Origin of the sequence: Micromonospora sp. NPDC049240 (assembly GCF_040647835.1) — a bacterium.
Lineage (GTDB): Bacteria > Actinomycetota > Actinomycetes > Mycobacteriales > Micromonosporaceae > Micromonospora.
This window is the reverse complement of sequence record NZ_JBEZCX010000002.1, coordinates 249,161-262,473: the sequence shown is the minus strand read 5'-3', so window position 1 is coordinate 262,473 and position 13,313 is coordinate 249,161. Positions and strand designations below refer to the sequence as shown.

At 75.1% G+C, this 13,313-nt stretch carries 13 protein-coding genes; 6 read left to right on the top strand and 7 right to left on the bottom strand.

Going from position 1 to position 13,313, the window contains the following annotated elements; translation table 11 throughout:
- Positions 1 to 95: 95 nt before the first annotated feature.
- Positions 96 to 668 carry a DUF3000 domain-containing protein gene (locus AB0B02_RS04495; protein WP_281935285.1) on the bottom strand — a complete coding sequence of 191 codons (573 nt, stop codon included), beginning with the start codon at positions 666 to 668 and terminating at the stop codon, positions 96 to 98.
- A gap of 183 nt (positions 669 to 851) precedes the next feature.
- Between AB0B02_RS04495 and hemE the strand changes: the two genes are divergently transcribed.
- Genes hemE through hemQ form a run of 3 tightly spaced genes read left to right on the top strand, consistent with a single transcriptional unit; the run spans position 852 to position 4,059 of the window.
- Entirely contained in the window at positions 852 to 1,943 is a 1,092-nt protein-coding gene (gene hemE, locus AB0B02_RS04490; protein ID WP_281935283.1) for a uroporphyrinogen decarboxylase, read from the top strand.
- Between the two features lie 8 nt (positions 1,944 to 1,951).
- Positions 1,952 to 3,361, top strand: a complete 1,410-nt coding sequence (gene hemG, locus AB0B02_RS04485) for a protoporphyrinogen oxidase (protein ID WP_357296738.1) — start codon at positions 1,952 to 1,954, stop codon at positions 3,359 to 3,361.
- Positions 3,358 to 4,059, top strand: a complete 702-nt coding sequence (gene hemQ / locus AB0B02_RS04480) for a hydrogen peroxide-dependent heme synthase (protein WP_281935281.1) — start codon at positions 3,358 to 3,360, stop codon at positions 4,057 to 4,059. Before hemG ends, hemQ begins: the two co-directional genes overlap by 4 nt.
- 96 nt (positions 4,060 to 4,155) lie before the next feature.
- On the opposite strand, the gene AB0B02_RS04475 is transcribed toward hemQ, so the two are convergent.
- From AB0B02_RS04475 to AB0B02_RS04460, 4 genes are all read right to left on the bottom strand, one after another.
- Positions 4,156 to 5,271 (bottom strand): lytic polysaccharide monooxygenase, encoded by a 1,116-nt coding sequence (locus AB0B02_RS04475; protein WP_281935279.1) that lies wholly within the window; start codon positions 5,269 to 5,271, stop codon positions 4,156 to 4,158.
- Positions 5,272 to 5,382: 111 nt separating this feature from the next.
- Positions 5,383 to 5,823 (bottom strand): GNAT family N-acetyltransferase, encoded by a 441-nt coding sequence (locus AB0B02_RS04470; protein ID WP_357296728.1) that lies wholly within the window; start codon positions 5,821 to 5,823, stop codon positions 5,383 to 5,385.
- Between the two features lie 62 nt (positions 5,824 to 5,885).
- Positions 5,886 to 6,563 carry a hypothetical protein gene (locus AB0B02_RS04465; protein ID WP_281935275.1) on the bottom strand — a complete coding sequence of 226 codons (678 nt, stop codon included), beginning with the start codon at positions 6,561 to 6,563 and terminating at the stop codon, positions 5,886 to 5,888.
- Between the two features lie 71 nt (positions 6,564 to 6,634).
- Entirely contained in the window at positions 6,635 to 6,895 is a 261-nt protein-coding gene (locus AB0B02_RS04460) for a Prokaryotic metallothionein (protein ID WP_107159255.1), read from the bottom strand.
- A gap of 152 nt (positions 6,896 to 7,047) precedes the next feature.
- On the opposite strand from AB0B02_RS04460, the gene AB0B02_RS04455 reads away from it, so the two are divergent.
- Positions 7,048 to 7,323: an isoamylase early set domain-containing protein gene (locus tag AB0B02_RS04455; protein WP_281935274.1), complete on the top strand. Its 276-nt coding sequence runs from the start codon at positions 7,048 to 7,050 to the stop codon at positions 7,321 to 7,323.
- A gap of 10 nt (positions 7,324 to 7,333) precedes the next feature.
- Here the strand turns inward: AB0B02_RS04455 and msrB are convergent, their stop codons facing one another.
- Complete coding sequence (gene msrB, locus AB0B02_RS04450) at positions 7,334 to 7,744, bottom strand: peptide-methionine (R)-S-oxide reductase MsrB (RefSeq protein WP_107159259.1); 411 nt, start codon at positions 7,742 to 7,744, stop codon at positions 7,334 to 7,336.
- A gap of 47 nt (positions 7,745 to 7,791) precedes the next feature.
- On the opposite strand from msrB, the gene ligD reads away from it, so the two are divergent.
- Complete coding sequence (ligD, locus tag AB0B02_RS04445; protein WP_281935272.1) at positions 7,792 to 8,823, top strand: non-homologous end-joining DNA ligase; 1,032 nt, start codon at positions 7,792 to 7,794, stop codon at positions 8,821 to 8,823.
- Positions 8,824 to 8,846: 23 nt separating this feature from the next.
- Here the strand turns inward: ligD and AB0B02_RS04440 are convergent, their stop codons facing one another.
- The gene (locus tag AB0B02_RS04440; RefSeq protein ID WP_281935271.1) at positions 8,847 to 9,680 is read right to left on the bottom strand and encodes a hypothetical protein; all 834 of its coding nucleotides are present in this window, start codon (positions 9,678 to 9,680) and stop codon (positions 8,847 to 8,849) included.
- A gap of 296 nt (positions 9,681 to 9,976) precedes the next feature.
- Between AB0B02_RS04440 and AB0B02_RS04435 the strand changes: the two genes are divergently transcribed.
- Positions 9,977 to 13,162, top strand: a complete 3,186-nt coding sequence (locus tag AB0B02_RS04435; RefSeq protein WP_357296719.1) for an FtsX-like permease family protein — start codon at positions 9,977 to 9,979, stop codon at positions 13,160 to 13,162.
- Positions 13,163 to 13,313 lie beyond the last annotated feature (151 nt).

Sequence of the window (13,313 nt, the reverse complement as noted above, 5' to 3'; positions counted from 1 at the left end):
CCCACCCACCTGATCGATCATGAAGTTGGCGGCCGGCTGGATCTCCACAGCGGCCGCCAACTTCATGGTCGACAGGGCTGGCCGAAGGGCCCGGGTCAGGCGGCGCCGGCGGAGCGGCGGGTGGGCAGCGCGGTTACCCCGGGTGGGGGCAGACCGGCCGTCGAGGCCAGCAACGTGCACCAGCCGAGCAGGTGCGGCCCCAGGTCGGCGCGGAGCGGCGTCCAGGAGGCGCGGATCTCGATGTCGCCGGCGGCGGGCGGCCCGGCCAGCTCCCCGAACCGGGTGGAGAGCGTCTGGGTGACCGTGCCGCCGATCGCCCGGTGCCCGGCGCCCTGCGCGTCCAGCGCGTCGGTCAGCCAGGCCCAGCCCACCCCGGGCAGCAGCGGGTCGCTGGCCAGGTCGACCTCCAGCTCGGCGGTGACGTACGTGACCAGGCGCAGCGTGCCCTGCCAGGCCTCGTGCCCGGCCGGGTCGTGCAGCAGGATCAGCCGGCCACTGGCGATCTCGTCGTCGTCGCGCATGACCGCCGCGGAGAGGGCGAACGCGTACGGGGCCAGCCGCTGCGGAGCGCCGACCTCCTCCAGCAGGATCTCCGGCCGGGGTGTGGCCGACCGCAGTCCCGCGACCGCGCGGGCGAACGTTTCCGGGAGCGCGATCGGGGGGGCCATGCCGGCAGCCTATGCCGCCTCCGCCGCGCGGTGGGTGACGCCGCGCCGGGCGCGTCGCGGGCGCCTCGGTGTTGAGCGGGGCGCCCGCCTCTACCGGAGGCGTTAACAGGGGGCCCCTCCTTTCACGTCACATGTGGGGGCGGGGGCGTGAGGGTGGGCGGGGGGCGTGGCACGATTGCGGCGATGACCACCGACACCACGGGCACTGCCGCCCGAGACGGAGAACCCCGCCGCGGCGGGCCGGCCGACTCGCCGTTCGTGCGCGCCTGCCGGCGCGAGCCGGTCCCGCACACCCCGGTCTGGTTCATGCGCCAGGCCGGCCGGTCCCTGCCGGAGTACCGCGAGATCCGGGCCAGCGTGCCGATGCTGGAGTCGTGCCGCCGCCCCGAGCTGGTCACCGAGATCACCCTCCAGCCGGTCCGCCGGCACGGGGTGGACGCGGCGATCCTGTTCAGCGACATCGTGGTGCCGGTGGCGGCGGCCGGGATCGACCTGGACATCGTGCCCGGAACCGGGCCGGTGGTGGCCGAACCGGTGCGCACCGCCGCCGACGTGGAGCGGATCACCCCGATCGGCCGCGACGAGGTGTCCTACGTGGACGAGGCGGTCCGGCTGCTCGTCGCCGAGCTGGGCGACACCCCGCTGATCGGCTTCGCCGGCGCGCCGTTCACGCTGGCCAGCTACCTGGTCGAGGGCGGCCCGTCGCGGACCCACGCGAAGACCAAGGCGCTGATGTACGGCGACCCCGACCTGTGGCACACGCTCTGCGCCCGGCTGGCCGACGTGACGCTGTCGTTCCTGCGGGTGCAGATCGAGGCGGGCGTCTCCGCGGTGCAGCTCTTCGACTCGTGGGCCGGCGCGCTCTCCGAGGCCGACTACCGCCGCTTCGTGCTGCCCCACTCGGCGTACGTGCTGGGCGGTCTGGAAAGCGCCGGCGTGCCGCGCATCCACTTCGGGGTGGGCACCGGCGAGCTGCTCGCCGCGATGGGCGAGGCCGGCGCCGACGTGGTCGGCGTCGACTGGCGTACGCCGCTGGACGTCGCCACCGGCCGGATCGGGCCGGACAAGGCGGTGCAGGGCAACCTCGACCCGACCGTGCTGCTCGCACCCTGGCCGGTGGTCGAGGCCGAGGTGCGGCGCATCGTCGAGCAGGGCCGCGCCGCGCCCGGCCACGTGTTCAACCTCGGCCACGGTGTCCTGCCGGAGACCGACCCCGACGTGCTGACCCGGGTGGTCGCGCTGGTGCACGAGCTGTCCGCGCGACCGGCCCGCTAGGGGGAGCCGTGGCGCGGCCGTGGCGGGTGGCGATCGTCGGTGGCGGGATCACCGGGCTGGCCGCCGCCGTCCGGTTGCGCGACCGCGCCCCCGCCGGCACCGAGATCACCGTGTACGAGCAGTCCGGCCGGCTCGGCGGCAAACTGCGTACCGGTGAGCTGGCCGGCGGGCCGGTCGAGTTCGGGGCCGAGTCGTTCCTGATGCGCGACCCGGCCGGCGGGGAGTCGGCAGCGGTGGTCCTCGCGCGTCGCCTCGACCTGGCCGCGCAGCTCGTGCACCCGACCGTCGGGCAGGCCGCCCTGCTTGTCGACGGCGGGCTGCGCCCGGTGCCGGGCGGCACGCTCGTCGGCGTACCCGGGGATCTGGCGAAGGTGGCGGCGGTGGCCCGGCCGGCGGCGGACGCCGACCGGGACGCGGGCCGCCCGCTGCTGGCCCCCGGCGAGGACCTCGCGGTCGGTCGGCTGGTCCGGGAGCGGCTCGGCGACGCCGTGGTGGACCGGCTGGTCGACCCGATGCTCGGCGGCGTGTACGCCGGCCGCGCCGACGACCTCTCCCTGGTCACCACCATGCCGGCGCTGGCCCGCGCGGCCCGTCGGGAGCACACGCTCGTCGGTGCGGTACGCGCCGCGCAGGCCGCCGCGCCGCGCGCGCCCGGCGCCCCGGTCTTCGGCACCCTGGCCGGCGGGCTGAGCACGCTGGTCGAGGCGGCGGCGCGGGCCAGCGGGGCGACGATCCGCCGGGACGCGGCGGTGCGGGAGCTGCGGCGCACCCCGGACGGCTGGCGACTCACCGTCGGCCCGACCCGCGAAGCCGAACATGTCGAGGTCGACGCGGTGCTGCTGGCGGTGCCGGCCCGGCCGGCGGCCCGGCTGCTGGCCGGCGAGGCGCCCGAGGTGGCGGCGACCGTCGGCGCGCTCGACTACGCCAGCGTCGCGCTGGTCACGCTCGCGCTGCCCGCGCCGGAGCTGCCGGAGCTGTCCGGGTTCCTGGTGCCGGCCGGCGAGGGCCTGCTGATCAAGGCGGCCACGTTCTTCACCACCAAGTGGGGGCACCTGCGCCGGCCCGACGGGTTGGCGCTGGTGCGCGCCTCGGTCGGCCGCTACGGCGACGAGACCTCGCTCCAGCTCACCGACGACGACCTGGCCGCCACCGTACGCCGGGAGCTGTCGGCGGCGCTGGGCACGACGCTGCCCGACCCGGTGGCCCGGCACGTGCAGCGGTGGGGCGGCGCGCTGCCGCAGTACCCGCCCGGGCACACCGGCCGGGTGGCCGGGGCACGGACGGCGTTGCGCGCCGCGCACCCGACGTTGACGCTGGCCGGGGCCGGCTACGACGGGGTCGGCATTCCGGTCTGCGTCCGCTCCGGCGAGACGGCGGCCGAAGAGATCATCACAGCACTGGGAGGATCGGCGACATGACCGAGCAGACCAACGCGGCCCGGCTGCGGGAGCTGAACGAGACCATCCGCTACACCATGTGGTCGGTGTACCGGGCGTCGAGTCCGCTGCCGTCGCTGCGGGAGAACGTCGTCGACGAGGTCGAGTCGCTCTTCACGGAGCTGGCCGGCAAGGACGTCACGGTCCGGGGCACGTACGACGTGGCCGGGCTGCGCGCCGACGCCGACCTGATGATCTGGTGGCACTCGTCGTCGAGCGACGCGCTCCAGGACGCGTACCTGCGGTTCCGCCGCACCACGCTGGGCCGGGCGCTCACCCCGGTCTGGTCGCAGATGGCGCTGCACCGGCCGGCGGAGTTCAACCGCAGCCACATCCCGGCGTTCCTGGCCGACGAGCAGCCGCGCGCCTACCTCTGCGTCTACCCTTTCGTCCGCTCGTACGAGTGGTACCTGCTGCCCGAGGGGGAGCGGCGGGAGCTGCTGGCCGAGCACGGGAAGATGGCCCGTGGCTACCCGGACGTGCGGGCCAACACGGTCGCCTCGTTCGCGCTCGGCGACTACGAGTGGATGCTCGCGTTCGAGGCCGACGAGCTGCACCGCATCGTCGACCTGATGCGCGACCTGCGGGCGTCCCGGGCCCGGCGGCACGTCCGCGAGGAGATCCCGTTCTACACCGGCCGCCGCCGCCCCGTCGCCGACATCGTCACCTGCCTGGTGTGAAAGGAGGGGCCCCCTTTCAACGCCTGCGGTAGAGAAGGGGCCCCCTCTCACACCGGAGTGTCAAAAGGGGGCCCCTCCTTGCCTACCGGCTGGCGGTCAGGCGGTCGTCGTGCAGGAGAGGATGCCGGGCACCGGGTTGGTCCCGCTCGACGAGCCGGTGAAGCCGAACGAGGTGCTGGCCCCCGGGGCGAGCGCGCCGTTGTAGGCCACGTTGCGTGCGGTGACAAGCGTTCCGCTCGTGGTGACCGTGGCGTTCCACGCCGAGGTGACCTGCTGGCCGTTCTGGTAGTTCCAGCTCACCGACCAGCCGCGGATCGCACCGCCGCCGTTGGTGACCTTCACCTCGGCCTGGAAGCCGCCGCCCCACTGACCGGTGATCTGGTAGGTCGCGGTGCAGCCCCCGGCCGGGTTCGGCGTCGTCGGTCCACCGGTGGGGGTGGCGGTCGGCGACGTGGTCGGGCTGGTCGTCGGCGACGCGGTCGGCGAGGTGGTGGGGGACGCGGTCGGCGACGGGCCGCTGCCGCCGAAGTCGACGTCGCTGCACAGGTAGTAGGACTGGTCCAGGTGGCTGGCCTGCCAGATCGTGTAGACGATGTGCCGGCCGGTCCGGCCCGGCGCGTTCGCCGGCACCTGGATCGACACGCCCGACGTCTCGGGCGTCCACTGGCTGGCCGGCGTGTTGCCGATCTGGCCGACCTGCTCCAGGTCGCTCCAGCGCAGCGGCGAGTTCAGCGCGTTGAAGCCCTGCTTGGTCACGTACACCCGGATGTAGTCGGCGCCGTGGCTGGCCTGGTCGTACAGCTTGATCCGGAAGTTGTTGGAGATCGGCGTGGTCTTCCAGGCGCCGACCGTGTCGAGCGAGTTGTAGCGGCCGTTGGAGGTGCGCCCGCCGCTGCACAGCTGGCCGTCCGGGATCGCGCCCTGGTGGTTGCCGGCGACGCCCTCGCGGAACAGGCCGTTCCAGTTCCACATGGCGGCCGGGTCGGACTGCCAGGCCTGCCAGCACATCGGGTCCTGGGTGGCCATCGCCGGGTTCTGGAAGTCGCTGCCCCAGCGCTGCCAGCAGCCGTAGTTCCGCGAGGCCGGGTCGACCACCGACCCGTGCGCCGAGGCCGGGCCGGAGAACGCGGTGGTGAGCAGCGCCGCGACGACCGCGCAGACGCCGAGGATCGCCGCGCCGAGCGGTATGCGGCGACGGTACGGAGTGGACATGGGAAGCCTCCGGGGTGGGTGTCGGTGCACGACGCCCGGACTGTCGGGGAGTTGCCCTCTCCCGCGTGGCGGCTCGACCCGCACGCTGCCACAGAAAACGACAGGCGTCAATTAGTTGGGATTCCGACGCATCGGGGTGTGCGGGATGCCGTCCTCGACGTAGCCGGGCCCGCTCACCGTGAAGCCGTGGCCGGCGTAGAGACCCACCAGGTGCGTCTGTGCCTCCAGCACGCACGGCCGGTCACCCACCACGGCCAGCGCCTCGGTCAGCAGCGCGCCGGCCAGGCCCGCGCCCCGGGCCGTCGGCGCCACCACCACCCGGCCGATCCGTGCCACGCCGTCGGGGTCGGCCAGGATCCGCAGGTACGCCACGACGACGCCGTCGCGGGCCAGCCAGAGATGGCGCGTGCCGGGCTCGACGTCCCGACCGTCCAGCTCCGGGTACGCGCAGGACTGCTCCACCACGAACACGTCGATGCGCAGCCGGAGCAGGTCGTGGAACGTGCGGGTGTCCAGCTCGGCGAAGCCGGCCTGGTGGAACTCGACGGACATGCCGCCAGGTTAGGCCGCGGTCCGCGGGTGATCCACGCCGGTCCGACCCGCCGGGCGGACGGTCAGCGCGCCGCCGCCCGCAGGCCGGCGCCGGTGGCGACGGCGGCCCGGTCGAACCACGTCGCGGTGGCGGCGGCCGAGCGGGTCCACACCCCCACGCACTGGGTCACCCGCCCCCGGTGCAGACAGCCGTAGCGGTGCGGGAAACGGGTGCCGTCGGGCAGCGTCATGGTGGCGGCGACCGCGCGGCCCGACACGCCCACCCCGGCGGGCAGGTCGACGGCGGAGTGCCCGGCGGTCACCTGCCCGGCCTCCTCGTCGCGGTCGCACGCCGCCAGCACCTCGAAGATCCGGCGTACGGCGTCGGCGGCCACCGTCGCGTCCGGGTAGACCACGGTCTCCTGGGCCAGCTCGACGAACTCCTCCGGCGGAGCGCCCTTCGGTGTGCCGAAGACCCGGGTGGAGGCCACCAACCTCCGGTCGAGCAGCGGCAGCGGCCGGCCGCAGGCGATCCCGTCCGAGTCGAGCCGCTCGCTGGCGTGGTCGGGCTTCTCGGCCAGGCCGGCGAGGCTGCCGGTGGCGGCATGCCGGTCCCGCAGTGCGAGGGCGATGCCGCCGTCGGTGGGCGCCGGTGCGGCGAGAGCCGGTGCGGCGCCGGTCGGCCCGCTCGGAGCGGGGGTCGGGGCGCAGCCGGCCAGCGTCACGAGGATCGCCGTCGCGGCGATCATCCGTCGGTTCACCGGAGGATGCTAGCGGTCGATCGACACGGGGCGGCGTGGCGGACGCCCGGCTCCCGGATCGGGCCGTCCGGTCAGGCGGGGCGGGCGCCGACCGCGTCGCGGATCTCGGCGCCCTGGTCGCCCTCGACCGCGCGGGCGCAGTGGGCGCAGCAGAAGAAGCGGCCGGAGACCTCGACGCCGTGTCCGACGATCTTGATCTGACAGTGTTCGCAGATCGGTGCCATCTTGTGCACCGCGCACTCGAAGCAGTCGAACGTGTGTCGGGCCCCGTCCACCGTGCGCACCTCGAACGCCATCCAGTAGTCGTTGCCGCAGACCTCGCAGGCAGCCATATGAAACCCCCCGAAAACGGACTTGTGATCCCAGGGTCGGGCAACGGACGCGCCGGAGCGACCGGAACGGCGAACCCGGGGCGGCCCCGACGGCGTGTCGCAGCCGGCGTGTCGCGCGTTGACCGGGTGGACGGCGAGAATCAGGAGGAACCGTGATCAAACGCAACAAGCTCTTCGGCAACCAGACCCGGGTGACGTTCTCCCTGCCCCGCGACGCGCCGGCCGGCACGGTGAGCGTGGTCGGCTGCTTCAACGGCTGGGAGCCCGGCCGGCACGAGCTGGTGCCGCGCCGGGACGGCACCCGGACCGTGACCGTACGGCTCGGCCCGGGTGAGTACCGCTTCCGCTACCTCGCCACCGGCGGCGTGTGGCTGGACGACGACAGCGCCGACCGGGTCGACGAGGCCGGCAGCCTGCTGCGCCTGTAGGACCGCGCGGTCAGCCGCCGCTCGGCTCCAGCCGTACCGAGATCGAGTTGACGCAGTGCCGGGTGTCCTTCGGGGTGAAGCCCTCGCCCTCGAAGACGTGCCCCAGGTGGCTGTCGCAGCGCGCGCAGCGGATCTCCACCCGCCGCATGCCGAGCGTGTTGTCCGGGATCTCCTTGACCGCGCCGGGAATGGCGTCGTCGAAGCTGGGCCAGCCGCAGTGCGAATCGAACTTGTCGTCGCTGCGGAACAACTCGGCCCCGCAGGCCCGGCAGTGGTAGACGCCGGGGGTCTTGGTGTCGACGTACTCACCGGTCCAGGGCGCCTCGGTGCCGGCCTCGCGGAGCACCCGGAACTCCGCCGGGCTCAACCGGACCCGCCACTCGTCCTCGGTGCGGGGCAGTTCATTGTCGGAAAGACTCACCGCTCCACGGTACGTCGACTGTCGGTGGCATCGCATATGGTCGCCTGATGGCGGGCAGCAGAAGCGCGGTCGAGGAGATCGAGGTCGCAGGCCGGGCCGTGCGGCTGAGCAGCCCGGATCGGGTGATCTTCCCGCAGCGCGGCTTCACCAAGGCGGACGTCTTCCACTACTACCTGGCGGTGGGCGAGGGCATCACCCGGGCCCTGCGGGACCGGCCCACCACCCTGCAACGCTTCCCCGAGGGCATCGAGGGGGAGATGTTCTTCCAGAAGCGGGTGCCCGCGCGCGGCGTACCCCCGTGGATCCGCACCGCGGAGATCAGCTTCCCCAGCGGCCGGACGGCCCAGGAGCTGTGCCCGGCCGACCTGGCCCACGTGGCCTGGGCGGCGCAGATGGGCACCGTGGTCTTCCATCCCTGGCCGGTGCGCGCCGCCGACACCGACCGTCCCGACGAACTGCGCATCGACCTCGACCCGCAGCCCGGCACCGACTTCGCCGACGCGGCGACCGCCGCCGGTGAGCTGCGCGGGCTGCTGGACGAGCTGGGCGTGCCGGGCTGGCCGAAGACCTCAGGCGGTCGGGGCGTGCACGTCTACCTGCGCATCCAGCCACGCTGGACGTTCGTCGAGGTGCGCCGGGCCACCATCGCGCTGGCCCGGGAGCTGGAACGGCGCCGGCCCGAGTTGGTCACCACCGCCTGGTGGAAGGAGGAGCGGGGCCGCCGGGTCTTCGTCGACTTCAACCAGATGGCGCGGGACCGCACCATCGCGTGCGCGTACTCACTGCGGGCCAACGGGCGGGCCACCGTCTCCACCCCGGTCGACTGGGACGAGCTGCCCGGGGTCGACCCGGACGACTTCCACCTGGGCACGGTGCCGGCGCGGTTCGCCGAGCGGGGTGACCCGCACGCCGGCATCGACGACGCCCCGTGGGACATCACGCCGCTGCTGGAGTGGGCCGAGCGGGACGCCGCCGACGGTCTCGGTGACCTGCCGTACCCGCCGGAATACCCGAAGATGCCCGGCGAGCCGAAGCGGGTCCAGCCCTCCAAGGACCGCGACCGCCCGAAACCGTCCTGACCACCCCGTCCCCCGCCCAGCATTCAGAGGAGCGCCCGGACGGACCTCCGGATGTGGTTCGGGCGGCGGTAGAGATCGGCGGCGGTGTAGATCCGGATACGCCAGCCGTGCTCGGCCAGCCAGTTCAGCCGGGAGCGGTCGTGGTGCAGGCGGTCGGGGTCGAGGTGGGAGCGGCCGTCGTACTCCACGCCGACGCGCTGCCGGCGGTAACCCAGGTCGAGCCGGTACACCGGCACGCCCTCCTCGTCCGGCACCCAGAGCTGCGGCTCCGGCGCGGGTAACCCGGCGTCGATCAGCAGCAGGCGTAGCTGGCTCTCCTGCCGGCACTCCGCACGCGGGTCGGCCAGCTCGGCCAGCCGGCCGGCCTGGCGTACCCCGCGCAGCCCGGCGTGCCGGGTCACCTCCGCCAAGAGGTCCGCCCGGCGGCACGCGCCCACCCGTAGGCACAGGTCCAGCACCGGAAGCGCGTCCGGCCGACGGAGCACCCGGGCCAGGTCGACGGCGCAGCGGGCGGCCGGCGCGCACGGCACCCCGGCGACCTCCACCACGTCCCTGACCGGCAGAACGGTCTGATGAACGGCCACGCCCCGGATGCTCGGCACCGGGCCACCGGCCGGAACGACCACGTGCACCTTGTCGCCGGACACGGCACCGAAGCGGTGCAGCCGGGCACCGGTGTGAAACCCCGCCACGGCGTCGGGCGGCAACCGGCGGAAGAGCGCCCGCAGCCGGCCCGTCTCGTCGTCCGCACGTCCGTAGACACCCCTCGACAGCCGGCCCAGACGCCCCGACTCCACGCGGTGCCGCACCGCCCCGCGGCTCACCCCGCCGGCCCGCAACTCCTCGTACCGCCACACCCCGCCACCCTCCCGCGCCTCCCGTCTCCCCGTCCGCCCCTGTGGACAACCCCGCCCCCGCCTCGTCGATCTAGGAGTTGTGGCACCTCGCAAAAGCCGCATGAAACGCATTCCATGGCACCACAACTCCAAGATCGACGAGGCGGAGCGGGCGGGCGGGGCGGGCGGGGCGGGCGGGGTGGGGTGGGTGGGTGGGGTGGGGTTGGGGTAACGATCATGTAACGGGCGCGAACCTTTTCGTGGGGGTGGCGGGTCTTCCTGGTCATCGGCTCACCCGGGCCAGGGAAGGACGTCGGATGAAGCTGGTGTGGAGGCGGGCGGTCGAGGCCCGCGGGCTGCTGCTCGCCGCCGCGGTCGCGGCGCTCGTCGCGGTCGGGCTGGTCACCGGGCTCTCCGACTACAACCGGCGGGCGGTCGAGGCGGGCGCTCGGGCGGTGCTCGACGCCGCCCCGCCCGAGGAGCGCAGCCTGCTGGTCAGCGGCTCCGGCGGCGCCGACGCGGCGGCGTTCGCGGGGCGGGACCGCGCGGTCCGGGCGCAGTTCGCCGGCCGGTTGGGCGGGGTGCCGGTCACCGTGGCCGCCGCCCGTTACGGCACCGGGCGGGAGTTGACCGGTGACGTGGGCGCCGCCCGCACCGACGACGACCCGATGTTCGCCAACCTCGCCACCCTTGACGGCCTGCCGGCGCGCGCCGAGCTGACCGCCGGGACGTGGCCCACGCCCGGCGCCGATCCGTTGCAGGTGACCGTGCCGGAGAAGGTGGCCGCGCGGCTCGGCCTGGTGGTCGGGGAGCGGGTGCCGCTGTTCGACCGGGCGGCGGAACGGCCCGGCGCGGTGACCGTCGTCGGCACGTGGCGGCCCCGCGACGCGGCCGACGCGTACTGGCGGCTCGCCCCGGGTGTCGGCGACAGTCAGGGCGACGCGGCGAGCACCTCGTACGGGCCGTTCGCGCTGGATCCGGCGGACTTCGCGCGTACCTTCCCGGGCTCGGTCTCGGCGGCCTGGCTGGCCGTCCCGGACCTGACCGGCGTCGAGCCGGGCCGGCTGCCAGCCGTCACCGCCGCGCTGGCCGACGTCACCGAGCGGCTGCCCACGGCCACCGGCCTGGGTTCCTCCGCGCAGCAGGTCAGCCACCTGGACCGGCTGGTGGACCGGCTCGGCCGGGCCGACCTGGTGGGCCGGTCCGCCCTGCTCACCCCGCTGCTGCTGATCGTGGTGCTCGGCGGGTACGCGCTGGTGCTGGTCGCCGCGCTGCTCAACGAGGACCGGCGGGCCCAGACCGCGCTGCTGCGGGCCCGGGGCGCCGCGCGTGGCCAGCTCGCCGGGCTCGCCGTACGTGAGGCGACGCTCGTGGTGGCGCCGGCCGTGCTGCTGGCCCCGGTGCTGACCGGGCAGGCGGTCCGGCACCTCGGCGCGGACCTGGGGCTGGCCGACGGCGGGGCCGCCCGGGTCTGGCTGGTGGCGCTCGCCGCCGCGGTCGGTTGCCTGCTCGCCATGGTGGTGCCGGCCCTGCGCCGGGCCGGCACCTACGTCGCCGACATGGCCGCCCGCTCCCGGCCGAGTCGGGGTGCGGCTGTGCAACGCGCCAGCGTCGACCTGGCCCTGGTGGCGCTGGCCGTGCTCGCCTGGACCCAGCTGCGGCAGTATTCGTCGCCGCTGGCCGGCGCGAACGGCAGCCTCGGCATCGACCCGCTGCTCGCCGCCGCGCCCACCATCGGTGTGCTGGCCGGCGCCGTGATCGCGCTGCGGCTGCTGCCGCCGGCCACCCGGCTCGCCGAACGGCTCGTCGACCGGCGACCGTGGAACGCGACCATGTTCGGCATGTGGCAGGCGGGCCGCCGCCCGCATGCCGGGCCGGTGCTGCTGCTCGCGCTCGCCGTCGGCGGCAGCACGCTGGCCTGGTCGCTGGTGGCCTCCTGGGAGCGGTCGCAGCGGGACCAGGCCTGGCACACGGTCGGCACCGACCTGCGGTTGACCGAACGCGACGGCACCGCCCCCGACGGCCGGGCCGCCGCGCTGGCCGCCGCCCCCGGGCTGGACCGGGTGCTGCCGGCCTGGCGCGACGACATCCGGGTCGGTCGGGAGGCCCGCCCGGCCACCGCGGTCGCGTTGGACGCCGCCGCCGCGCGCGGGATGCTCCGGCTCGACGACGCCGACGGCGGGGCGTCCACCGCCGCGCTGCTGGACCGGCTGGCGGGCGGCCGGGGCACGCCCGCCGGGACCCTCCTGCCGGCGGCGGCGCGCACGCTGTCCGGGACCGTCAGCACCCCGGTCGACACCAGGTACACGCCACCCACGGTGGCCGTGACGGCGCTGTTCACCACCGACGCCGGTGCCGCCTGGCGGCTGCGGCTGGCCGAGGCCGACGGCGACGGCCGGCCGGTGCGCTTCTCCGTCGCGTTGCCCGACACCGGTGGCGTGCCGCTGCGGCTGGTCGGCTTCGAAGCCGACGGCGGCGACGTGGTCGGCCGCTCCTACCGGCTGCTGGTGGCGGGGCTGCGGCTCACCGACGCCGGGGGCGTCGCGCTGCCGCTGCCCCTCACCGGCGCCTGGCGGGTGGTCGATCCGGCGGCCGGGCCGCAGGGCGGCGCGCAGGCCACCCCGACCAGCGTGGACGCCACCCGGAGCTTCCGGGTGCCCGACGGGCTCCTCCAGTACGCGGGCACGCCGCCGTCCCGTTTCGCGGTGGTGCCCGGGTCCGACGCCCCGCCGGTGCCGGTGCTGATCACCCCGGGCGTGGCGGCGGCGCTGAGCGTACGCACCGGTGACTCGCTCAAACTGTCGCTGGCCGAGGTGACGCTTGACGTCACAGTGGTCGGTCAGGTCGCCGCGGTCCCCGGCACCGAGGGCGACGGGGTGCTCCTCGACCTGCCCGCCGCCGCCGGCCAGATGCTCCAGCAGCGCGGCGGCGTACGGTCGGTGGCCGAGTGGTGGCTGCGGACCGGGCCGGGCGGGCACACCGCCGCCGCGCGGGCGCTCACCGGGGCCGACGGCGCCGTCCTGCACGACCGGCGACAGGTGGCCGAGGAGGCCGCCCGGGACCCGTACTGGCGGGGGGCCCGCACCGGGCTGCTCGCCGCCGCGCTCGGGTCGGTGCTGCTGGCCCTGGTCGGCCTGGCCGTGGACGGGTGGGCCACCACCCGACGCCGGCTCACCGAGTTCGCCGTGTTCACCACGCTCGGCGCGACCAGCCGGTTGCTGGCCCGCGCGTACCTGGCCGAGCAGACGTTCCTGGCCGCGATCGGGGTCGGCGTCGGGCTGCTGGTCGGAGCCGTGGTGGCGGCGACCATGGTGCCGCTGGTGATCCTCACCCCGGCGGCCGGCCGGCCGGTGCCCGAGGCGGTCTTCACGGTGCCCTGGCCGCCGGTCGGGCTGACCGCCGCCGGTCTGCTGCTCGCCGCGCTCGCGTTCGCCGCCGTCGTCACCACCGGCATCCGCCAGCGGATCGCCGCCGTGCAGCTCCGGATCGGGGGGGAGCAATGAGCGCGAGGAACGCAGCGCAGCGGAGTCCCGCAGTCGCGAATGAAGGTGAGCACCGATGAGCGCGAGGAACGCAGCGCAGCGGAGTCCCGCAGTCGCGAATGAAGGTGAGCACCGATGAGCGCGAGGAACGCAGCGCAGCGGAGTCCCGCAG

Excerpts from the sequence above, each read along its gene's own strand:
- AB0B02_RS04495 (WP_281935285.1), bottom strand. The coding sequence starts at position 668 with ATGGCCCCCCCGATCGCGCTCCCGGAAACGTTCGCCCGCGCGGTCGCG.
- hemE (WP_281935283.1), top strand. The coding sequence starts at position 852 with ATGACCACCGACACCACGGGCACTGCCGCCCGAGACGGAGAACCCCGC.
- hemQ (WP_281935281.1), top strand. The coding sequence starts at position 3,358 with ATGACCGAGCAGACCAACGCGGCCCGGCTGCGGGAGCTGAACGAGACC.
- AB0B02_RS04475 (WP_281935279.1), bottom strand. The coding sequence starts at position 5,271 with ATGTCCACTCCGTACCGTCGCCGCATACCGCTCGGCGCGGCGATCCTC.
- AB0B02_RS04470 (WP_357296728.1), bottom strand. The coding sequence starts at position 5,823 with ATGTCCGTCGAGTTCCACCAGGCCGGCTTCGCCGAGCTGGACACCCGC.
- AB0B02_RS04460 (WP_107159255.1), bottom strand. The coding sequence starts at position 6,895 with ATGGCTGCCTGCGAGGTCTGCGGCAACGACTACTGGATGGCGTTCGAG.
- ligD (WP_281935272.1), top strand. The coding sequence starts at position 7,792 with ATGGCGGGCAGCAGAAGCGCGGTCGAGGAGATCGAGGTCGCAGGCCGG.
- AB0B02_RS04435 (WP_357296719.1), top strand. The coding sequence starts at position 9,977 with ATGAAGCTGGTGTGGAGGCGGGCGGTCGAGGCCCGCGGGCTGCTGCTC.